The sequence below is a fragment of the Rhizobium sp. SVR5-9E genome (genome assembly GCF_056755095.1).
In genome coordinates this window covers 1-22,307 of the sequence record NZ_JBNDHS010000038.1, presented here as the reverse complement: position 1 = coordinate 22,307, position 22,307 = coordinate 1, and the positions used below count along the sequence as shown (strand labels likewise).

Here is a 22,307-nt window from a genome sequence, read left to right as displayed (position 1 = left end):
CGCATGCGGATCGCCAAATCGGTGCTGATAAAACCAGCTGAGAACGAAATCTACGCCATTCCGGCGGTAGCGCTTTCGCTCTTCTGCTTCGCCTATTCGCTCCGTTTCGGACAGCCGGCGATCCTGCTTTACTATGCGTTGTGGTTGCCGCTCATCGCAGTCGATTATCGTAAGGTGCTGGGCAGCTACAGCCGGTTCATCTGGATTTTTGCCTTTGCCGGTTTCGCATTTCTTTCCGTCTTCTGGTCGCAGGTCCCGAGCGTCTCGATGCGGGCGAGCATCCAATTACTGACACAGGTGGCCTGCGCGCTGATCGCCGTTCGCGTGGTCGACGTCCGGACCCTGACGCTTGGGATGGTGGCAGGCACTGCCATTGTGCTCCTTTATTCGATCCTCTTCGGCTTCTACGAATATGACCCGATCGACGGGACCTACAGTTTCGTCGGTGCTTTCGCGTCCAAGAACCAGCTTGCCTTCTACGCATCCCTGGGCATCATTTTCGCATATGCCGCCGTCTTCATCTACGGCGAACGCCGTCTGTGGATGATAGCCTCCGTCATCGCCGGCCTTATGTCCGCCTATTGCCTGCACGCCGCGCAATCCGCGACCTCGGTCATCACGACGGCAGCTATCGTCGCCCTGCTGATTGGCTTACGCGTCGTGCTCATGCTGTCGCCGGATAATCGTAAACTACTGGTCGTCGGTGGCGGGGTTGCGGCAATCGTGCTCGCCGTCGCGGGTGTCTATCTCGGTGCCGTCGATGCGGTCCTCGGCCTTTTCGGCAAGGATTCGACCCTGACCGGGCGTACCTATCTGTGGCAGCAGGGTATTGCCGCAGCGACGCAACACCCGGCCTTCGGTGTCGGCTACCAGGCTTATTGGGTGCAAGGTTTTTCCGAGCCGGAGCGGCTATGGAAGGAATTCTTTATCGGCTCGAGAAGCGGCTTCCATTTTCATAACACCTACATCGAGACGGCAGTCGAACTCGGCCTGACCGGTGTGCTCATTCTGGCCGCCACAATCATCGCAACGCTGTGGGGGCATCTGCGCCGGCTGCTGGAGGATGTGCGCAACGATGAATCCTATCTGCTGTTCGGCATCATCGTGCTGCTTCTGTTCCGCTCGTTCGTGGAAATCGATATTCTGACACCTTATAACGTCGGTACGTTCCTTCTTTACTTCACCGCGGGAAAACTTGTCGGCGCGCGACAACGTTCGGCGATGGCCGCCCTGCGACGTTATCAATCCGTTTCGCCTGTCAATTCCTGATCATCTGCATCTACGCCGCGGGAGCGGAGTAAACGGGGAAATGCATGAAGACCCTCTACGGGATCCAGTATTTGCGTGCCTTCGCGGCACTTGCCGTCGTCGTTTTTCATGCGGCGGAGAGAAGTAGCGAGCATTTCGTCATCGGCGCTGCCGGCGTCGATGTCTTCTTCGTCATCAGCGGATTCATCATGTGGGTGATCAGCGAGCGCAAGCCGTTGACGCCGCAGCGCTTCCTGCTCGACCGAGTCCGCCGCATCGCCCCCTCATATTGGCTCGTGACCATGATCATGATCGCCGGCGCACTGGCAGGGCTGTTTCCAAACCTGCGGCTTGCTGCCGGCCACGTCCTGGGTTCGCTCTTCTTCATTCCTGTGCATTCGCCGAGCACGGGCGAGATTTGGCCAGTCCTGGTTCAGGGCTGGACGCTGCAATTCGAGATGTTCTTCTATGTCGTTTTTGCCGGTGCGTTGTTCCTGCCGCGCCAGTGGCGGCTGCTCTTTCTCGCAGCGGCGTTCGGGCTTTTCGTCGTCATCGGCGCGATCTGGCATCCGTCCTCGCCGATGCTCGCCACCTACACCCGCCCGATCATCCTGGAATTCCTGGGCGGTGTATTCATCGCCGAACTGTGGCTGCGCCGCTGGATCGCGGGTCACAGCCTCGGGCTCGCCTTCGTCGGCGCAGCACTCTGCGGCTTTGCGGTGATCTATCTGAGCGGAGCGGAATTCGACGAGTTCATCTGCGGCCCGCTGGCGATGGCGCTGGTGTACGGGATGGTGTCGCTGGAGGCGGACGGCAGCATCGGCCGCGTGCCGGTGCTCACCTATTTCGGCGACGCTTCCTACTCCATCTACCTCTGGCACACGCTGGCGGTGTCGGTTGTCATCAAGGCCTCCGGACTTGCCGGGATCCCTGATACTCTTACCGTGGTTGCGGCCACTTGCGCGGGAACGCTCCTGGGAGTCGCCGCCTACGAGATGATCGAAAAGCCGATGCGCAAGCTGCTGTCGGGCGACACGTTCAAGCGCCGCCCGCTCGAACGTCCTTCGTAGTCTCAGCGTCCAGTTCATCGACAGACGCTTGCTCCGCAACCGCCGTCTTACGCCAGCGGGCGCGCAGCACGACGTAAAAGACCGGAGTCAGGAACAGGCCAAAAAGCGTGACGCCGAGCATGCCGGAGAAGACGGCCGTGCCAAGCGCCTGGCGCATCTCCGCGCCTGGGCCTGTTGCGATCATCAGCGGCACGACGCCGAAGATGAAGGCGAATGCCGTCATCAGAATGGGGCGAAGGCGCAAATGGCTGGCTTCAATCGCCGCTTCCACCGGCGTCTTGCCTCCCTCTTCCGCCTGTCTCGCGAATTCCACGATCAGGATTGCGTTCTTCGCCGCAAGTCCGATCAGCACGATGAGGCCGATCTGCGTCAGGATGTTGTTGTCCATGCCGCGGAAATGGACGCCAAGCAGGGCCGCGAGAATGGCGAGCGGCACGATCAGGATGATGGCGAGCGGCAGCACCCAGCTTTCATACTGGGCGGCCAGTGCCAGGAATACGAAGATGACCGACAGCGCGAAGATATAGATCGCGGTGTTGCCGGTGCCGCGCTCTTGGAAGGCGAGCTCGGTCCAGTTGAACGTCGTTCCGGGGGGCAGTACCGAGGCTGCGATCTTCTCCATGCTATCGAGGGCGGTGCCGGTCGACACACCCGGCGCCGGATTGCCCTGCAGCGGTACCGAGACATACATATTGTAGTGCTGGACGAGCGCCGGCCCGCTCCTGTCCTGAACTTCGATGAGCGTTCCCAGCGGCACCAGCGCGCCGGTCGCCGAACGGACCTTCAGGGCAAGGATATCGTCCCGTTCGAGGCGGAATTCCTGGTCGGCCTGCGCTCGCACCTGATAAACCCTGCCGAAAGCATTGAAGTCGTTGACATAGGACGTGCCGAGGTTGATCGAGAGCGTATCGAATATGTTCGAGATCGGGACGTTCAGCATACGGGCCTTGTCGCGATCGATATTGAGGAAGAATTGCGGGCTGGATACAGAGAAGGTGGTGAAGACGCCTGTCAGCCCCGGCGTCTGGTTGGCGGTGCCCATCATCTGATAGGCAAGGGCCAGAACCCGCCGCATGTCGCCGCTTTCGAGGTCCATCAACTGCATTTTGAAGCCCCCGGAATTGCCAATACCCCTGACGGAGGGGGGCGGGATGGCAATGATGAAGGCTTCCTGGATGCCCTGCAGGTTCTGGTAGAGCTGACCGATGATCCGGCCGGCGCTCAGACCCTGCTCAAGCCTGTGTTCGAACGTGTCAAAGGGTGCGAAGACAACGCCTTGATTGGACGCGTTGGTGAAGGTGGCACCGCTGAAGCCTGCAAAGGCCACCGAGTGAGAGACGCCAGGCGTTTTGCCGATGATTTCCGCCGCCTGCTGCACGACGGCGTCGGTTCGGTTGAGCGAGGCGCCCTCGGGCAATTGAATGACGACGATTGCGTAGCCCTGGTCCATGTTAGGGATAAAGCCGCTTGGGACGATTCGGCCCATGTAGTAGGTCGACGCCAGCAGTGCCGCAAATACCAGCAGCGCACAAAACACGGCGGTCCTTGTCCCAACGATGTGGCGAACAAGCCATGAGTAGCCGTGGCTCATCCGGTCGAAGCCGCGATTGAAGCCGTTGGCGAGGCCGCGGCCCAGTCGCGTGAGCGGATTTCGCGTCTCTTTCGCATGTTCTTCGTGCGGCCGCAGCACGAGCGCGGCGATCGCTGGCGACAATGTCAGCGAGTTGATCGCCGAAATCGCCGTTGCGACCGAGATCGTCACCGCGAACTGCCGGTAAAACTGGCCGGTAATGCCGGGGATGAAGGTTGTCGGGACGAAGACGGCGATGAGGACAAGGGAAATGGCGATGACCGCCGTTCCGACCTCGTCCATGGTGACATGCGCCGCTTCCCTCGGCGTCATGCCCTTGGCCAAGTTTCGTTCGACGTTCTCGACGACGACGATCGCATCGTCCACCACGATGCCGATGGCGAGCACGAGCCCGAAGAGCGTCAGCATGTTGAGCGAGAAGCCGAACGCGAGCAGCAAAGCGAAAGTGCCGATCAGCGACACGGGGATCGCCACGATGGGGATGATGGCCGTGCGCCAGGATTGCAGAAAGACCAGCACGACAATTGCGACCAGCAGGGCTGCTTCGAAAATGGTCTTGTAGACCTCTGATATGGACTCCGAAATGAACTCGGTCGGATTGTAGACGATGTTATAAGCCAGCCCCGGAGGAAAGTCCTTGGCGAGCCGTTCCATGGCCGCCTTGATTTCGGCGGCGCCAGCCAGCGCATTCGTGCCTGGACGTGAGAAGATGCCGAGCGCCACCGCCGGCTTGCCGTCGAGGTAGCTGTTGGTGACGTATTGCTTGGCGCCGAGTTCGATGCGGGCAACGTCTTGCAATTGTACGAGGCGGCCGTCCGCTGTCGCTTTCACGATGACGTAGCGGAACTGCCGCGCATCGGAGAACCGGCCCTGCGTCGTCACGGTGTATTGGAATGCATTTGTGCCGGCCGCCGGCGGGCCGCCGATCGAGCCGCCGGAAACCTGCACGTTCTGCTCGCGCAAGGCAGCCACCACATCGTTCGGGGTCATGCTATAGGACGCCAGCCTCTGCGGATCGAGCCAGATGCGCAGGGCATACTCGCGCTCGCCGAAGATGGTGAGATCGCCGACGCCGTCAAGGCGCACGAGCACATCGCGGATGCGGCTACGGGCATAGTTCGAGACGTAAAGCTGATCGTAGCGGCTGTTTGGAGAGAGGATGTGCACGACCATCATAAGATCGGGCGAACTCTTCGTGGTGGTGACCCCGGTGCGGCGAACCTCCTCGGGCAGCCGCGGTTCGGCGATTGCTACGCGGTTTTGGACGAGAACCTGTGCCTGATCCAGGTCGGTGCCGAGCTTGAAGGTGATCGTCAGGGACATCGACCCGTCGTCTGTCGCATAGGAGGACATGTAGAGCATGTTCTCGACGCCGTTGATCTCTTGTTCGATCGGCGTTGCGACCGTGTCGGCGACGGTCTGGGCGTCGGCGCCGGGATAGTTGGTGCGCACGACGATGGTGGGCGGTGCTATTTCGGGAAACTGCGCCACCGGCAGCTGGAAATAGGCGAGACCGCCGAGAATGAGCAGAACTATGGAGAGAACGGACGCGAAGATCGGCCGGTCCACGAAGAAGTGCGCAAACCTCATTGGGCCAGCTCCATGCTTGCAGCTTCCGGCGGGATATCCTCGCGGCTCTGCGGCAGTTCTGTCATCTGCGGCGTGACCTTGCTGCCCGGGCGGGCGCGCATCAGGCCGTTGACGACGATCGTCTCGTTGCCGTCCATGCCTTCGCGGATGGCGCGGTAGCCGTAAAGCCGCGGACCAGTTCGGACCGGTTTCGTCGAAATGGTGCCGTCTTTGCCGACGACATAGACGACGCGCTGGTTCTGGTCGGAGCCGATTGCGTCGTCCGGCACGAGAATGGCCCTATAGACGTTCGACGCCTCCACTTGCACCCGGCCGAAGAGACCGGGCTGAAGCACGAATTTCGGATTGTCAAAGCGGGCGCGGACCCGCATCGTGCCGGTCTGGCTATCGACCCGGTTCTCGGCGAAGTCGAGTTTGCCTGTGAACGGCTTATCGTTGGAATCCGTGATGCGGACCTTAACTTCGAGACCGCCGCCACCCTGCTGAAGCTCGCTGCCGCGTTCACGCGCAGTCTGCGCGAAGTTCAGGAGCCGGCGTTCATCGACGTCAAAATAGAAATCGATCGGGTCGAGTGAAACGATGGTCGTCAAAACCGATTGATCGGCCTGAACGAGATTGCCCACGGAAATCAGCCGGCGGTCGATGCGGCCGCTGATCGGGGCGGTAATCGTCGTATATTCCAGATCGAGCTTTGCGCGGTCGGCCGTTGCTTGAGCGCCTCGGAGATTGGCTTGAGCGGAATCCCATTGGCTGCGACGTTCTTCGAGCAAGGAAATCGACTGGCTGCCGCTGGTCGAGAGCGATGCCGTTCGCTTGTACTGCGCATCGGCATACGTCAGCGTCGATTTCGCCACTTCCAGCGCAGCATTCGCTTGGTTCAGGGCAGTGATGAACGGCCGCTGGTCGATGACGAACAGCAGGTCGCCTTTCTTGACCAGAGAGCCGTCGGTGAAGTGCACCTCCTGCAGGTAGCCGCCGACGCGCGATCGCACGGAGACCTCGTCGACGGGCTCGAAGCGGCCGATGAATTCGTCATTATCGACCACGTCCCGGACGACGGGCTTGGCGACCGTGACGGACGGGGGAGCCGGAGGGGCTTGCTGTGCCATTGCAACGATCGGCGCAAGCGCTGCAAAGCCAACAAATGTCAGGATGTTACGAAAAGAGTAAGGCATAGCAACCCCCGCTGCTGGGCGGCCGTTATACCGCCGATCTTACACTGTAACGATGCGATTCATATCTGCTGATTTGGAACCCGGTTTCCCGTGCTCGTCTTCCTGTCTCGTCACGCGGCTGGTCGCCGCGCCTGGTTTTTCGAAGAGGCAGAGGTTCGTCCCGGGCAAACCTCTGGCATAGGAATATAGACGCCAGTGGACGAAAATTGCAAACGCCAACCGCTCGCCGTTTTGAGATTTGCGTGAGGCCTTAACCCTCGACGATCTGCTCGCTCTCGGGCGACGACGCAGCGAGCTCGGCCCAATCGAGTTCCTGCTCCAGGATGTGGAACATATCGTCGTCGATGGCGTCGGCACGGCGCATTTCGGCGAGTTTTTCCCGCTTGGCAGCGATGATGTTCCGCCGCAGTTCGTCCATTTCACCCACCTCTCGCGGATGCTCGCCACTGCGCGCGATCTCGCGCTCCGAAGCGTAGACATCGCGCAGGATTTTTGCCGACTTTCCCTGCTTGGTTTCGAGTTCCTTGAGCGCGGTTTCGATCAGTTCGACGCGGGCCTGCGACAGATCTTTCCCCCATGAATGGTCGGGCTCGAAGCGGAGAAAATGGATAAGCGGGCCGAGCGTAAGACCCTGTATGATCAAGGTGCCGAGAACGACGGCGAGCGCGGCAAGCAGAATGATATCGCGGGACGGAAAGTCGAAGGGCAGAGCAAGCGCGGTCGCCAGAGTCACCAGCCCGCGCATGCCGCACCAGCCGGCAACGAGGCTCATGGCCAGCGTCGGCGCCTGCTTCGTGGCATGGCGCGACGGGAAGAGAGCCATCGTGCGGTTATAGAGGAGTTCCCAGAGCATGCGTACGACGACGACGGTAATGAAGACGGCAATGGCGACGGTTATCGCGAATGTCAGCCGGTCCGGTTCCATTTCGAGGAATATCTGCCGGGCCTGAAGGCCCATGAGCAGGAATGCCAGGACGTTCAGAAGGAAAACCGCTGCCTCCCAGACGGAATAGGAGTGAATGCGATGACGGGCGCTTTGGCGCTCCGGCATGTAACGGGCAATGACCATCGCATAAGCGACGATCGCCAGGATCGCCGAGAGATGCAGATGTTCGGCGATGATCCAGGTGCCGAAGGTGGCGACGAATTCCAGCAGCGTCCCGCCGAGCGTGCCTGCGAGCTTGATGCCGATCAGCATGTAGGCGCGGCCTGCGAGATAACCGAAGATGAGTCCGCCGGGAACGGCAAATGCAAGCAGCGGCAGGACGCTCGCGAAGAAACTGGGGCTGGCGGCGGCCGCGACTGCGGCGCTGAAGATGAGCAGCGAGACCGCGTCGTTCAGCAGGCTTTCGCCTTTGAGAACGACGTAGGTTTGGCGCGGCAGGTTGAACCTTTCAAGCATCGCTGTCGCGGCCGCCGCGTCGGGCGGGGCGACGATGGCACCGAGCGCGATCGCTGCTGCGAGCGGAAGGCCCGCGACCGTCACGCCGACGAAGGCGACTGCGGCCGTGGTCAGCATGACCGCGATAGCGGCGAGCGAAACGAGCGGCAGCCAGTTCTGCCTCAAGGTTCTCGGCGGCAGATCATAGGCCGCGTCGAAGAGAACAGGGGCAATGAACAGGGCGAGCGCCAGCTGAGGGTCGATGCCGATTTCCGGCGCCCAGGGAACAGCGGCGACGATGACCCCGGCGATCGCAAGCATGGTCGGATAGGGGATCAGAAATTTCCGCGAGAACTGCAAGAACACGATCGCGACCAGCAACAGGCTCAGCATGCTCTCGAAAAACGCCATCGATTTCCCCATCGCCATCAGTGTTTGAACAAGAACTAGCGCGGCGGCGGCGCTTGCATACGGCGCCCTGGTGCTCGAGAAGCGAATGCTTAACTATGGCCTGCGACATTTTGGCCGCAGTCGCAGAATTTCCGGCGGCTGATCTTGTTCCGCGAACGGTCAGAACGTATTTGCAAGATCATAAGTATGCTTATAAATAGCTGGCATATCTTGAGTGCCCATCCTATCTCATGAAGTCAAACCTAGTGCAGGCGTGCCCGACACCGGTCGCCGAGAATGAGCTGAACCATGGCTGACAAATCCTCCCTGCGCGTCGTTGGTGACGCCAGTGCAAAGAACCTCACCGAAGACAAGAAGATCTCCGAAACCCAAGAAACGGTAGCCGAAGCGCCTTCATCCAATCCAGCGCCGGTTGCCGCCGTGGCTGCGCCCGACGGTACCAAGGTCCGCCGTCGGCGCAGCCTCACACGTCCCGTGCTGTTCGCGCTCCTGCCTGTCGCCCTCGTAGTCGGCGGCTATTACTACGTGAACGGCGGACAGGTGATGTCGACCGACAACGCCTATATCCAGGCCGATATGGTTGGCCTGACGACGGACGTTTCCGGCATCGTCGACCAGATCAACGTACACGAGAACGAAGCCGTCAAAGCGGGGCAGGTGCTCTTCAGCCTGAAGCCTGACAGCTTCCGGATCGCGCTCGACGGCGCAAAGGCGCAGCTCGGCGCGCAGCGCAACCAGATCGAAAACCTGAAGGCCAGCTATCAGCAGTCGCTCGCGGAAATCACGCAGGCGGAGGCAGACATCCCATATTACCAGGCGCAGTTCGCCCGTCAGCAGAATCTCATTAACAGTTCCGCGGCGACGCGTTCGGCTTATGACGAGGCAAAGCACGACCTCGATGCCGCGCTTCAGAAGGTTGCCGTCGCCAAAGCGCAAGCCGCGGCCACGCTCGCCCAGCTCGGCGGCGACGCCGGCCAACCGGTCGAGCAGAACCCGCTCTATCTCGAGGCCAAGTCGAAGGTGGACGATGCGCAGCGCGAACTCGACCACAGCGTCGTCAAGGCACCGTTCGATGGCATCGTCACCAACGTCAACGCGCTGCAGGTTGGCTCGTACCTGCAGGCCTCCCAGCAGGCTTTCTCGCTGGTCGCCACCAACCATCTGTGGATCGCCGCAAGCCCGAAAGAGACCGAGCTTACCTATGTGAAGCCGGGCCAGGAGGCGGCCATCTATGTCGATACCTATCCGGGCGTTGAATGGAAGGGCCAGGTCGAGAGCATCAGTCCGGCATCCGGTTCCAGCTTCTCGCTGCTGCCGGCGCAGAACACCACCGGCAACTGGGTAAAGGTCGTCCAGCGCATTCCGATCCGCGTCAGCATCGAGGATGCTGCCGGTAAGCCGCCGCTGCGCGTCGGCATGAGCACGATCGTCGATGTCGATACAGGCCACGCCCGTGGGCTGCCTGATTTCGTCAATAATCTGTTGGGCCGTTCCGGCGGCAAGGACCATGAGTAACGCTGCAGCATCTCCGGCCGCGCCCGTTGCCAATCGCGGCGCGATCACGGCCTGCGTCATTCTCGCCGTTATCATGCAGGCGTTGGACACCACCATCGCCAACGTGGCGCTGCCCTATGTGCAGGGCAGCGTTGCGGCGAGTGCCGACCAGATCAATTGGGTTTTGACCTCCTATATCGTCGCGGCTGCCATCATGACGCCGCCGTCGGGCTTCCTGGCTGCCAAGTTCGGCCGCAAGAACGTCCTGCTGACGGCGATCGTCGGCTTCGTCGTGGCATCGGTCCTTTGCGGACTGGCGCAATCGCTGAACCAAATCGTTGCGTTCCGCCTGTTGCAGGGCCTGTTCGGCGCCGCTCTCGTTCCACTCTCTCAGGGTATCCTCCTCGACATCTATACGGTCGAGGAGCGCGGCTCGGCTATGGCCTTATTCGGCGTCTCGGTCATGGTCGGGCCGGTCCTGGGCCCGGTCATCGGCGGTTGGCTGACGGACAACATCAGCTGGCGGTGGGTGTTCTACATAAACGTGCCGATCGGTGCGCTGGCGTTTGCCGGGATTGTCATCTTCGTGGCGGAAACGAAGCGGGATGCTCTGGCGAAACTCGACTGGTTCGGCTTCGGCATGATGAGCCTCTTCATCGCCGCGCTGCAGCTGTTTCTCGATCGCGGCGAGCAGCTCGACTGGTTCTCGTCCTGCGAAATCATGATCGAGGCGATCGTCTGCGCGGCTGCCTTCTATCTGCTCTTGGTGCATACGCTGACGGCCGAGAAATCCTTCGTGAATCCACGATTGTTTCTCGACCAGAACTTTGCGGTCAGCATGGTGTTCATCTTCGTGGTCGGCGTCACCTATCTCGCTTCGCTGGCGCTGATGACGCCCTATCTGCAGACGCTGATGGGTTATCCGGTGACAACCGCCGGGATCGTCATGGGCCCGCGCGGCATCGGCACCATGCTCTGCATGTTCATCGTTGGCCGCCTAATCGGCAAGGTCGATACCCGCTGGCTGCTTCTGGCGGGCCTCGGCCTGACCGCATGGGCGATGTATGACATGACGGGCTGGACGCCGGACGTTTCGCAATGGACGATCGTTTCCGTCGGCTTCATCCAGGGTGCGGGTCTCGGCTTCCTCTTCGTGCCGTTGACGACGATCGCCTTTTCGACGCTGCCAGCGCATATGCGCGGCGATGGTACGGGCCTCTACAACCTGTCCCGCAACATCGGCTCCAGCGTGGGCATTTCGATCGTCTCGGCGCTGATCGTCGAGAATACCCAGAGCAATCACGAGTCGATCGCCGCCTATGTCACGCCGTTCAACCGGGCCTTCGATGCCGCCGCTGCACAGTCGCTCAGCCCGCTCACCGCGGCAGGCCGGGCGTCGCTCAATGAGCTCGTCACGCTGCAATCGACGATCATCGCCTATATGGACGACTTCAAGCTCCTGATGCTGATGTCCGTGGCCGTGATGCCGCTGGTGCTGCTGCTGCGCAAGCCCAAGGCCGCTTCCGCCGCCCCATCCGATCACAGCGCCGTCATGGAATGAGGTTCCGGGCGTTCGCGCCATTCCGGACGGAAGGCCGCTTGGTACGTTTCCGGAATTGCTCTAGCGGAACGGCTTGCTCAGATACCGCGAACCCTGAATGCCGAAGCGCCACGGCGCTTCGGCATTTTTCGTGATCCCGATCCTTGTGCCCGCGACGATCGGAACCGGCGCGGAGGGTGAGATGGAATAAGGCGGGTGATCGAGCAGCCGATCGTTGAGTGCGATATCGATGCCGAGCGCCTGGCAGAGCTTGCCCGGGCCGCTGCAAAGCCGGGTCAGAACATCGGTACCGCGACGCTCGGTCATCGCAGCGATCCCGCTTTCTGGTTCGAGGGCGCGGATCAACACGGCTGAGCCGGGCGTGCAGACGAAGTTCAGGCACCAGTACATGCCGTAGATACGGTAGATATAGACGTTGCCCGGCGGGCCGAACATTGCGCCGTTCCGTTTCGTCGGGCCGCGGAAACTGTGCGAGGCCTCGTCGTGCGGGAAATAAGCCTCTGTCTCGGTGATCCGCCCGCCCGCACCGTTGACGAGCAGATGGCATCCGATGAGATCGCGGGCGACGGCGATCGCATCGCGCTCGAAGAAGCTTCGAAGTTCATTGCCGGTCAAAGGACCGCTTCCGATGGCGCCCGTGTTCGTCATTCAAATCCCGTTCTCTGATTTCGGCCGATATCACCGCGTGCCGGGCGCCGCTACCCGAAACTTGGCGGCTGCTGTGCGAAGACTTTCACCAGCCAGTCTATGAAGACGCGAACACGGGGCGAGAGCTGGCGGTTGCGTGGATAGAGGAGCGAAACCGGCGTTTCGGTCAGCGGAAAATCCGGCAGCACATGAATAAGGGTGCCAGCGGCCAGGTCCTTTTCGGCGTGGTAGCGCGGCACCTGTATCAAGCCCAGGCCGAGGCGGGCGGCCGACATGAAGCTCTCGGCGGCGTTGACGGTGACCGTCGCGGGCAGGGTGACATTGCGGATGCTGCCGTCGACCAGGAATTCCAGTGGCATTACGCCGCCGGTCGCGGTCGAACGGAAGCCGACCATGCGGTGGCCGTCCAGCTTGTCCGGATGTTCGGGAATGCCATGGCGCTCGAGATAAGCGGGCGAGGCGAGGGTGATCTCCTCCAGCATGGCCACACGCCTTGCGATCATGTCGCTATCCTGCGGAATGCCGACCCGCAGCACACAATCGATGCCCTCGCGCACCAGGTCGACCAGCCGGTCGCCTTCGCTCATGTAGAATTCGATATCCGGGTACGTCTCCAGAAATGACGGCAGGCTTGGCAGGACGAAATGCCGGGCAAGCGTGCCGTGCACGTCCACCCGAAGCGTGCCTTTCGGCTTGGCGCCGGCAAAGGCGCCTTCGGCATCCTCGATGTCGGCGAGGATCGACAGGCAGCGCTGGTAATAGGCTTCCCCGTCGAGAGTCGGGCTGACATGGCGCGTGGTGCGCTGAAGCAGGCGAACGCCAAGCCGGGCTTCCAGCTGTTTCACGGCGTCGGTTACCGTCGAGCGCGGCAATCCTATATCTTCGGCTGCAAGGGTGAAGCTGCGCCTCTCCACAACGCGGGAGAAAACCCGCATGGCATCGAACCTGTCCATCGTATTTGTTCGTCATTTCCGCATAGTGATGCCGAAGAATGCATGATTATCCGCAAAGTGAAAAGGGGCATCTTCTTCTCATAGGAACGCGCTGCGGCGCAAATGACTGAAGGAGAAAGAAAATGGCTAACAATAACGATAAGGTTGCTCTTGTCACCGGCGCTTCCCGCGGCATCGGGGCGGCTGTCGCCGAGCGTCTCGCCCAGGACGGCTTTACCGTCGTCATCAACTACTCCGGAAATGCCGCTCCCGCGGAAGAATTGGCTCGGAAGATCGAGCAGTCCGGCGGCAAGGCTCTGACGGCGAAAGCCGACGTCAGCGACGCGGAAGCCGTGCGCCGCATGTTCGATGCCGCAGAAGCAGCGTTTGGCGGCGTGGATGTGCTCGTCAACAATGCCGGCATCATGATGCTTTCGCCGATCGCCGACGCGGACGATGCCCATTTCGACCGTCACATCAGCGTCAACCTGAAGGGTACCTTCAATACGCTGCGCCAAGCCGCCAAGCGCCTTCGTGATGGTGGCCGGATCATCAATTTCTCGACGAGTGTCGTCGGCCTCAAGCTCGAGACCTATGGCGTCTATGCCGCTACCAAGGCTGCCGTGGAGACGCTGACGGCGATCATGTCGAAGGAAATGCGCGGCCGGAATATCACCGTCAACGCAATCGCCCCCGGCCCAACCGCCACAGACCTCTTCCTCAGCGGCAAGTCCGAGGAACTGATCGGCCGTATGGCGAAGATGAACCCGCTGGAGCGTCTCGGCACGCCGGAAGACATCGCCGCCGCGGTCGCCTTCCTCGCCGGTCCAGACGGCAGCTGGATCAACGGCCAAGTGCTGCGTGCCAACGGCGGCATGATCTGACGTCCAGCCGGGAGGCGGTCATCCGTCTCCCCTTTCTCCCCGAATATTCACCGATCTGATTTGAAGAAGGAGCAGCACAATGAGCAAGCAAGTTATCGTCGTCACGGGTGCATCGAGCGGCTTCGGTGCGATGACCGCACGCGCCCTCGCAAAAGCAGGCCATACCGTTTATGCCGGCATCCGCGCCACGCAAAGCCGCAATGCCAAGGCCGTTGAAGATGCGGCAGCGTTCGCTAAGGAAAACAACGCCGATCTGCGCAGCATAGAGCTGGATGTCACCGATAATGTCTCGATCGAGCAGGCGGTCGAAAAGATCGTTGCCGAAAACGGCCACCTCGACGTCATCGTCCACAATGCCGGTCATATGTCCTTCGGCCCGGCCGAGGCCTTTACGCCGGAGCAATATGCGGAACTCTTCGATATCAACGTGCTCTCCACGCAGCGCCTCAACCGCGCGGCCCTGCCGCAGCTGCGCAAGCAGGGTAGGGGCCTGATTGTCTGGGTCTCGTCCTCCAGCACCCGCGGCGGCACGCCGCCCTTTCTCGCGCCGTATTTCGCAGCCAAGGCCGCGATGGACTCGCTGGCCGTCTCCTATGCCAGCGAACTGACCCGCTGGGGCATCGAGACCTCGATCATCGTTCCCGGCGCCTTCACCAAGGGCACGAACCACTTCGCGCATTCCGGCTCTCCGGCCGATACCGGACGCGCTGCCGAATATCTGGAAGGTCCTTACCAGGGCGTTTCGGACAAGGCGCTGCAGGGGCTGGCAGCACTTGAGCCTGCCGATGCCGATCCTGAAGAGGTTGCCCGCGCCATCGTCGACGTCGTCGGCAAGCCGTTCGGCAAGCGTCCGTTCCGCGTCCACGTTGATCCGTCGCAGGACGGTGCCGAGATCGTCAACGGCGTTGCCGATCGCGTCAGGGCCGAACTCTTCTACCGCGTCGGTCTGGAGGACCTGCTGAAGCCCTCGGTGATCGACTGATGCGGGCTTGATTGTTGCATTTTTGCGAACACTGCTATGAGAATCAAACGCCTTACAAAGTTCGCATTAGGGCGTATCTCTATTCGGCAAGGGGCGACGGGAAGTCTCCGTCCTGCCGCCCACCTCCAAGGTCCGCCGGGCCATTTCCCCTGGTGACGCGGTGGACCTCGAAATTCAAAGTTGATCCGATCGCGGCCCGTCGAAGGTTTCCCTGCCTTCCGGGCCGCTTCCGTCTTCAGGGCTCGTTGAGCTTCGCGTCGGCAAGCAGCTTCACCAGCCAGTCGACGAAAACGCGCACCTTGTTGCTCAAGTGCCGGTTCGGCGGATAGACGACGTAGAGCGGCAGCGGCTCGCGGCTCCACTCGGGCAAGACTGGCACCAGCTCGCCCTTGGCAAGGGCGTCGCCGATCATGAAGCGTGGAATCTGTGCAATACCGAGACCATTCAGGACAGCCGTCACGTACGTCCGGCTGTCATTGACGGCGACGATGCAGCGCGGATTGACTTCGAGCTCTTCGTTGCCCTTGCGAAACTCGAAGGGAAAGGCGCGGTTGGTTTGAGCGCGGAAATAGCTGACCGAATAGTGGTCGGCTTCCAGTTCCTCGGGCCGGCCCGGGATGCCGAACTTTTCGATATAGCGCGGGGCAGCGCAGGTTATCATTTCGACCTCCGAGACGCGCCTTGCGATCAGAGATTGATCGGCTGGCGTACCGCCGCGAAGGGCACAGTCGACATTCTCTGCAAGGTAGTCGACGTTGCGGTCGCTGACGCCCAGATCGATGCGGATTTCAGGATATTTCTCGTAGAAATCGCAGAGCGCCGGAACAACAATGGTATCGGCAAAAGCACCTGCCATTTCAACGCGTAAGCGGCCGCTCGGAAGGCTCTGCGAGTTGGAAAGGCTGCCGTCGAGTTCTTCGAGCTCGGAGACGATCTGAGAGGCGCGTTCGTAATAAAGCGCGCCGTCTGTCGTGACCATGACGCGTCGCGTCGTCCGGTTGAGCAGCTTGGTGTGCAGATGCGCCTCCAAGCCCTGAATGAGATTGGTGATTGTCGCCTTGGGCATTGAGAGCGTCTCGGCCGCTCGCGTAAAGTTGCCCGTCTCCACGACGCGTATGAACGCGCGCATTGCCGAGAGTTGGTCCATTGGAGATCTCCACAGTGTGCACTGCGATATTATTCGAAAATCGGAACAGTGTAATCGTAATAGACCTTCTTATTCCGCGATGTGAATAACAATATGTTTTTTGGTAGAATGGCAAGCCATAGCTGTTTGCGCCGACCAAATGAAAGCCGGAACGATGGCGATGCAGGTGAAAGACATAGTGCTGGAGAAGGTGGCCACTGGCCCCGTTTCCGCACGCGTCTATCAGGGCGCCGAGTTTGGCAAGGGGGCGCCGATCGTTCTGTTCTTCCACGGCGGTGCCTTCCTGCAATCTGGCATCAAGGAAAGTGCTGTTGCCGAGAGCATGGCGAAAGCCGGCGCGATCGTTGCGATCCCTGATTACAATGCGCCGCTCGGCAACGTCTTTCCGAAGCCGCTCGAAGTCGGCTATTCCCTCTTTTCCTATCTTGCCAACAAGCGCGCCTCGGGCATCGGCGATCGCAATTCGCTGCTCCTGGTCGCCGGCGAAGAGGCTGGCGGCAATATTGCGGCCGGTGTAGCGCTGAAGGCGCGCGATCATTATGCCGATGCGCTCGATGGCCAGATACTCATTTCCCCGCTTCTTGATCCGTTCATGGGTACGGCCTCCATCCGGAAAGCGGATGGTATCGGCATGCGTCAGCGCTGGACGGAAGGCTGGAGCCATTATCTCAGCGGCGGCGGGTGCCATCCCTACGCCGCGCCCTGTCTCTGTTCGCGCATCGCCGGTGTTGCTCCGGCTCTCATTTTTACGGCGGAGGACGATCCTCTGCGCGATGAGACCGTCGGTTACGGCGCCCGCCTCAAAACGGCCGGCGTCGCAGTTCGCCAGCACATCCTCCCCGCCCGGGCAGGCTGGCCTTCGATTTATGGCGGGAAAACGGACGGCACTTCGAATTGGCAGGAAAACGTCAGCCGCGAGTTCGAAAGTTTCCTCCGAGAGTTAAGCGTTCAGCAGCAATTGCATTGAAGACAACCTGTTTTGCCGGCCGTAGCGGCCGGAAGGAGAGTACCAATGACGTCCAGAAAGAAACGCTGGGCCCTGGTGGGCGCCGGCATAGGTGTTGTTGCGTCTGTTTCGGCGGCCGCTATCTTTTTTGAATTGCCGATGAGCACGGCTGCGACCGCCGCTTCGGAACCCGCGCAGGCTCCCGCTGTGCCGGTCACCGTTGCCGTGGTCCAGAGCCGTGACGTGACGGCCTGGGAAGACTTTTCGGGCCGCCTGGAAGCGGTAGACCGCGTTCAGGTCCGCCCGCGCGTTGCGGGTGCCATCCAGTCCGTGCATTTCCGCGAAGGCGCGCTGGTGAAGGCGGGCGATCTGCTTTTCACCATCGACCCGGCTCCGTATGAGGCTGCAGTCGCGCAGGCGCAGGGCCAGGTCGCTTCGGCCGAAGCCAAGGTCGGCCTGGCGCAGACCGAACTCGACCGCGGCCGCAAGCTTTCCGACAACCGCACGATCTCGCAGAGCGACCTCGATCAGCGTCAGAGCACGCTTGCCGAGGCACAAGCGGGCCTTCGTTCGGCTCAGGCGGCCCTTCAATCCGCCCAGCTCGACCTCGACTACACGCAGGTGCATGCCCCGGTTTCCGGCCGCATCGGCAAGATCGAGGTCACCGTCGGCAACCTTGTCGCTGCTGGCTCCGCCTCGCCGGAACTGACGACGCTCGTCTCCGTCGACCCGATCTATGCGAGCTTCAATGCAAGCGAAGAAATGGTGACGAAGGCGCTTTCGGAGCTTCCGGCAACCGACGCCGCGCTGCCGGCCGTCGAACGGATCCCGGTTGAAGTCGGCACGCTTGCCGATGACGGCACGCCGATCAAGGGCAAGCTGCAGCTCGTCGACAACGAAGTCGATGCGGCAAGCGGCACCATTGCGGTCCGCGCCGTCTTCGACAATCCCGGCGGCAAGCTGATCCCCGGCCAGTTCGTACGGGTCCGCATGGGGCAGCCGAAATCCGAGAACAAGATCGTCATCAACGACCGCGCGGTCGGCACTGATCAGGACAAGAAGTTCGTCTTCGTCGTCGATGGCGAGAACAAGGTCAGCTACCGGCAGATCCAGCTCGGCTCGCTGTTCGACGGCCAGCGGGTGATCGAAGGCGGCCTCACTGCCGGCGAGAAGATCGTCGTCAACGGGCTGCAGCGTATCCGTCCGGGCGCAGTCGTGGCGCCCCAGATGGAAGAGAAGGTCGCGACCAACTGAAAAATTCCCTTCTCCCCCACGGGGAGAAGGTGGCCCGAAGGGCCGGATGAGGCGGCGGGTGCGGCCGGGACGGCCTCGCTTTCGCTCAGCCGTTCGCTCCTTCGTCGCTCACCCCCTCATCTGTCCTGACGGACATCTTCTCCCCGCTGGGGAGAAGGGGATGGGCCGCAATCCAAAATATACCACCCGCCGGCGGCCTCCCATGCCGCCGGAGAGGGACCTTATTTCCATGTTCACCCCGGAGAGGGCTTTGATATGAACATCTCCAGATTCTTTGTCGACCGCCCGGTGTTTGCCGGTGTTCTTTCGGTCCTCATCGTCGTCGCCGGCCTGATCGGCCTCAGGGCGCTGCCGATTTCGGAATATCCGGAAGTCGTGCCGCCTTCCGTCGTCGTGCACGCCACCTATCCCGGCGCCAACCCGTCCGTCATCGCCGAAACGGTGGCGACGCCGCTCGAAGAGCAGATCAATGGCGTCGAGGGCATGCTCTACATGTCCAGCCAGGCGACCTCCGACGGCGCTCTTAACGTCACCGTGACCTTCCAGCTCGGCACCGATCCGGACAAGGCGCAGCAGCTCGTGCAGAACCGTGTTTCGCAGGCCGAGCCGCGTCTTCCGGCGGAGGTGCGCGCGCTCGGCATCACCACGGTCAAGAGCTCGCCCGACTTCATCATGGTCGTGAACCTCGTCTCGGATGGAGACAATCATGACATCACCTACCTGCGCAACTACGCGACCCTGAACGTCAAGGACCGGCTTGCCCGCATCCCGGGTGTGGGCCAGGTGCAGGTCTTCGGCGCCGGCGACTATTCGATGCGCGTCTGGATCGATCCGCAGAAGGCCGCCGAGCACAATCTTGCCGCCAGCGACATCAGCAATGCGATCAATTCCCAGAACGTGCAGGCCGCCGCCGGCATCATTGGCGCGTCGCCGAGCCCGACGGGCGTCGACCTGCAGCTCAACGTCAATGCCCAGGGACGTCTGCGCACACCTGAGGAATTCGGCAACATCATCGTCAAGACAGGCGCCAACGGTGAAATCACCCGCCTTCGCGACGTTGCCCGCATCGAACTTGGTGCCGCCGACTATAGCCTGCGTTCACTGCTCGACGGCAAGCCGGCCGTCGCCGTCGCCGTCCTTCAGGCGCCGGGTTCGAACGCGATCGAGATCGCAGACAACGTGCGCGCCACCATGGACACGCTGCAGCAGGCGATGCCTGATGGCGTCAAGTACGAAATCGTCTACGATACGACGAAGTTCGTCCGCGCCTCGATCGAAAAGGTCATCGATACGCTGCTCGAGGCTATCGCGCTCGTCGTTCTCGTCGTCATCCTCTTCCTGCAGACATGGCGTGCCTCGATCATTCCGCTGATCGCCGTTCCGGTATCGATCATCGGTACGTTCGCGGTCATGTATGTCCTGGGCTTCTCGATCAACGCGCTCAGCCTCTTCGGGCTGGTGCTGGCGATCGGTATCGTCGTCGACGATGCGATCGTTGTCGTTGAAAACGTCGAACGCAATATCGAGAACGGGCTTAGTCCGCGCCAGGCCACCTATAAGGCCATGAAGGAAGTGTCCGGCCCAATCATCGCGATCGCGCTGGTGCTGGTCGCGGTCTTCGTGCCGCTCGCCTTCATCTCCGGCCTGTCGGGTCAGTTCTACCGCCAGTTCGCGCTGACGATCGCGATTTCGACCGTAATTTCTGCCTTCAACTCGCTGACGCTCTCCCCGGCGCTTGCCGCTCTTCTTCTGAAGGGGCATCACGCACCGAAGGACTGGCTGACGCGGTTCATGGACGCGATCTTCGGCTGGTTCTTCCGCGGCTTCAACCGCGCCTTCGGTGTCGGTTCCAGCTACTACGGCAAGGGCGTGGGCGGTCTCCTGTCGCGCAAGAGCATCGTCATGGTGGTCTATCTTGCCCTGGTGGGAACGACTTACAGCCTGTTCACCACGGTTCCGGGCGGCTTCGTGCCGTCGCAGGACAAGCAGTATCTGATCGGCTTCGCACAGCTGCCGGATGCCGCAAGCCTCGACCGCACCGAAGACGTCATCAAGCGCATGACCGATATCGCCCTGAAGCAGCCGGGTGTTGACCATGCGATCGCCTTCCCGGGCCTGTCGATCAATGGCTTCACCAACTCCTCGAATGCCGGCATCGTCTTCGTGACGCTGAAGGACTTCGACGAGCGCAAGACGCCGGACCTTTCGGGCGGCGCGATCGCCATGGCACTGAACCAGAAGTTCGGCGCCATCCAGGATGCCTTCATCGCCATGTTCCCGCCACCGCCGGTCAACGGTCTCGGCACGACGGGTGGATTCAAGCTGCAGATCGAGGATCGTGCGGGTCTCGGCAACCAAGCGCTCGACGAGGCGACCAAGGCAGTGCTCGGCAAGGCCTACCAGACGCCTGAGCTTGCCGGTCTGTTCTCCAGCTTCCAGGTCAACGTGCCGCAGCTCTATGCCGATCTCGACCGCGCCAAGGCCGAGCAGCTCGGGGTCTCCGTCACCGACGTCTTCCAGACGCTGCAGATCTATCTCGGCTCGCTTTACGTCAACGACTTCAACGCCTTCGGCCGCACCTACAGCGTCCGCGTCCAGGCCGATGCCAAGTTCCGGGCACAGCCGGAAGATATCGGCCAGTTGAAGGTCCGCTCGGCATCGGGCCAGATGATCCCGCTTTCGGCGCTGCTGAAGGTGGAGCCGAGCACCGGTCCGGAGCGTGCGAACCGCTACAACGGCTTCCTCGCGGCCGATATCAACGGCGGTCCGGCACCGGGCTTCTCGTCCGGCCAGGCGCAGGCGGCAATCGAGAAGATCCTGAAGGAGACGCTGCCTCCGGGCATCGACTTCGAATGGACGGATCTGACCTATCAGCAGATCCTTGCCGGCAATTCGAGCGTCGTCGTCTTCCCGCTCGCCCTACTGCTCGTCTTCCTCGTGCTGGCTGCCCAGTATGAGAGCCTGACCCTGCCGCTGGCGATCATCATGATCGTGCCGATGAGCCTGCTGGCCGCACTGACCGGTGTCTGGCTCACGGGTGGAGACAACAACATCTTCACCCAGATCGGCTTCGTGGTCCTTGTCGGCCTCTCGGCGAAGAACGCGATCCTGATCGTGGAATTCGCCCGCGAGCTCGAATTCGAGGGCAGGACGCCGGTCCAGGCCGCAATCGAGGCAAGCCGCCTGCGCCTGCGCCCGATCCTGATGACCTCCATGGCCTTCATCATGGGCGTGGTGCCGCTCGTCACCTCGACGGGTGCCGGTTCGGAAATGCGCGCCGCCATGGGTGTCGCCGTCTTCTCGGGCATGATCGGCGTGACCTTCTTCGGCATCTTCATGACGCCGGTCTTCTACGTGCTCTTGCGCAGGATGACGGGCAACCGTCCGCTGATCCAGCACAACGACAATCATCCTCGGGATGAAGAAGAGCATGTCCGGGTCGCCGCCGAATAAGCGGGAGCTCGACGAGCAAAAAAACGAAGGCGGGACATCGGTCCCGCCTTTTTCATTTGCGCGCAGGCGTCATCTGTCTATGTTTTTTGACGAACGTACATCGCATGCAGGGAGCAATCCCTCGCTCGGGAGGAAGGAATGACCGACAATGAAACGCCGAAACGTCGCCTGCGTTCGCAGGACTGGTTCGACAATCCGGACCATATAGACATGACGGCTCTCTACCTCGAGCGCTTCATGAACTACGGCATCACACCGGAGGAGCTGCGCTCCGGCAAGCCGATCATTGGCATCGCCCAGAGCGGCAGCGACCTGACCCCCTGCAACAGAGTGCATATCGAGCTCGCCAAACGCGTGCGCGACGGGATTCGGGATGCGGGTGGCATTCCGATCGAGTTTCCGACACATCCGATCTTCGAAAACTGCAAGCGGCCAACGGCGGCGCTCGACCGCAATCTCGCCTATCTCGGCCTTGTCGAAATTCTCTACGGCTATCCGCTCGATGGCGTCGTGCTAACGACCGGCTGCGACAAGACCACG

At 61.4% G+C, this 22,307-nt stretch carries 16 protein-coding genes; 10 read left to right on the top strand and 6 right to left on the bottom strand.

Features of this window, described 5'->3' with window-relative positions; genetic code table 11:
- Positions 1-3 precede the first annotated feature (3 nt).
- Complete coding sequence (locus tag ACPYOJ_RS17845; RefSeq protein ID WP_481417435.1) at positions 4-1,269, top strand: O-antigen ligase family protein; 1,266 nt, start codon at positions 4-6, stop codon at positions 1,267-1,269.
- A gap of 44 nt (positions 1,270-1,313) precedes the next feature.
- Positions 1,314-2,318 carry an acyltransferase family protein gene (locus tag ACPYOJ_RS17840; protein WP_481417434.1) on the top strand — a complete coding sequence of 335 codons (1,005 nt, stop codon included), beginning with the start codon at positions 1,314-1,316 and terminating at the stop codon, positions 2,316-2,318.
- Here ACPYOJ_RS17840 and ACPYOJ_RS17835 read toward each other — a convergent pair.
- From ACPYOJ_RS17835 to ACPYOJ_RS17825, 3 genes are all read right to left on the bottom strand, one after another.
- The gene (locus ACPYOJ_RS17835) at positions 2,287-5,499 is read right to left on the bottom strand and encodes an efflux RND transporter permease subunit (protein WP_481417433.1); all 3,213 of its coding nucleotides are present in this window, start codon (positions 5,497-5,499) and stop codon (positions 2,287-2,289) included. The genes ACPYOJ_RS17840 and ACPYOJ_RS17835 overlap by 32 nt on opposite strands.
- Complete coding sequence (locus ACPYOJ_RS17830) at positions 5,496-6,674, bottom strand: efflux RND transporter periplasmic adaptor subunit (RefSeq protein ID WP_168832457.1); 1,179 nt, start codon at positions 6,672-6,674, stop codon at positions 5,496-5,498. The genes ACPYOJ_RS17835 and ACPYOJ_RS17830 overlap by 4 nt, the downstream gene beginning before the upstream one ends.
- Positions 6,675-6,924: 250 nt before the next feature.
- Positions 6,925-8,466, bottom strand: coding sequence for a cation:proton antiporter (locus ACPYOJ_RS17825; RefSeq protein WP_481417432.1), 1,542 nt, complete (start codon positions 8,464-8,466; stop codon positions 6,925-6,927).
- 288 nt (positions 8,467-8,754) lie between these two features.
- On the opposite strand from ACPYOJ_RS17825, the gene ACPYOJ_RS17820 reads away from it, so the two are divergent.
- Both ACPYOJ_RS17820 and ACPYOJ_RS17815 read left to right on the top strand, forming a co-directional pair.
- Entirely contained in the window at positions 8,755-9,981 is a 1,227-nt protein-coding gene (locus ACPYOJ_RS17820; protein ID WP_481417431.1) for an HlyD family secretion protein, read from the top strand.
- Positions 9,974-11,521 carry a DHA2 family efflux MFS transporter permease subunit gene (locus ACPYOJ_RS17815; RefSeq protein ID WP_481417430.1) on the top strand — a complete coding sequence of 516 codons (1,548 nt, stop codon included), beginning with the start codon at positions 9,974-9,976 and terminating at the stop codon, positions 11,519-11,521. Before ACPYOJ_RS17820 ends, ACPYOJ_RS17815 begins: the two co-directional genes overlap by 8 nt.
- 60 nt (positions 11,522-11,581) lie before the next feature.
- Here ACPYOJ_RS17815 and ACPYOJ_RS17810 read toward each other — a convergent pair whose 3' ends face one another.
- Together ACPYOJ_RS17810 and ACPYOJ_RS17805 are read right to left on the bottom strand one after the other, a co-directional pair.
- Positions 11,582-12,169, bottom strand: coding sequence for a DNA-3-methyladenine glycosylase (locus ACPYOJ_RS17810; RefSeq protein ID WP_481417429.1), 588 nt, complete (start codon positions 12,167-12,169; stop codon positions 11,582-11,584).
- Positions 12,170-12,219: 50 nt separating this feature from the next.
- Complete coding sequence (locus ACPYOJ_RS17805) at positions 12,220-13,122, bottom strand: LysR family transcriptional regulator (RefSeq protein ID WP_481417428.1); 903 nt, start codon at positions 13,120-13,122, stop codon at positions 12,220-12,222.
- A 122-nt stretch (positions 13,123-13,244) separates the two neighbouring features.
- On the opposite strand from ACPYOJ_RS17805, the gene ACPYOJ_RS17800 reads away from it, so the two are divergent.
- Positions 13,245-13,985 carry an SDR family oxidoreductase gene (locus tag ACPYOJ_RS17800; protein ID WP_481417427.1) on the top strand — a complete coding sequence of 247 codons (741 nt, stop codon included), beginning with the start codon at positions 13,245-13,247 and terminating at the stop codon, positions 13,983-13,985.
- Between the two features lie 79 nt (positions 13,986-14,064).
- On the top strand, positions 14,065-14,967 hold the full coding sequence (locus ACPYOJ_RS17795; RefSeq protein ID WP_481417426.1) for an SDR family oxidoreductase: 903 nt from the start codon (positions 14,065-14,067) through the stop codon (positions 14,965-14,967).
- A 235-nt stretch (positions 14,968-15,202) separates the two neighbouring features.
- On the opposite strand, the gene ACPYOJ_RS17790 is transcribed toward ACPYOJ_RS17795, so the two are convergent.
- Positions 15,203-16,114: a LysR family transcriptional regulator gene (locus ACPYOJ_RS17790; RefSeq protein ID WP_168832465.1), complete on the bottom strand. Its 912-nt coding sequence runs from the start codon at positions 16,112-16,114 to the stop codon at positions 15,203-15,205.
- Positions 16,115-16,268: 154 nt separating this feature from the next.
- On the opposite strand from ACPYOJ_RS17790, the gene ACPYOJ_RS17785 reads away from it, so the two are divergent.
- The 4 genes from ACPYOJ_RS17785 to ACPYOJ_RS17770 all read left to right on the top strand — a co-directional run.
- Positions 16,269-17,081, top strand: coding sequence for an alpha/beta hydrolase fold domain-containing protein (locus tag ACPYOJ_RS17785; protein WP_481417460.1), 813 nt, complete (start codon positions 16,269-16,271; stop codon positions 17,079-17,081).
- A 45-nt stretch (positions 17,082-17,126) separates the two neighbouring features.
- Positions 17,127-18,314 carry an efflux RND transporter periplasmic adaptor subunit gene (locus ACPYOJ_RS17780; RefSeq protein WP_481417425.1) on the top strand — a complete coding sequence of 396 codons (1,188 nt, stop codon included), beginning with the start codon at positions 17,127-17,129 and terminating at the stop codon, positions 18,312-18,314.
- Between the two features lie 255 nt (positions 18,315-18,569).
- Positions 18,570-21,767 (top strand): efflux RND transporter permease subunit, encoded by a 3,198-nt coding sequence (locus ACPYOJ_RS17775; protein WP_481417424.1) that lies wholly within the window; start codon positions 18,570-18,572, stop codon positions 21,765-21,767.
- 138 nt (positions 21,768-21,905) lie between these two features.
- Positions 21,906-22,307 (top strand): dihydroxy-acid dehydratase domain-containing protein (locus tag ACPYOJ_RS17770; protein ID WP_481417423.1); only part of this gene is annotated, 402 nt, incomplete at its 3' end.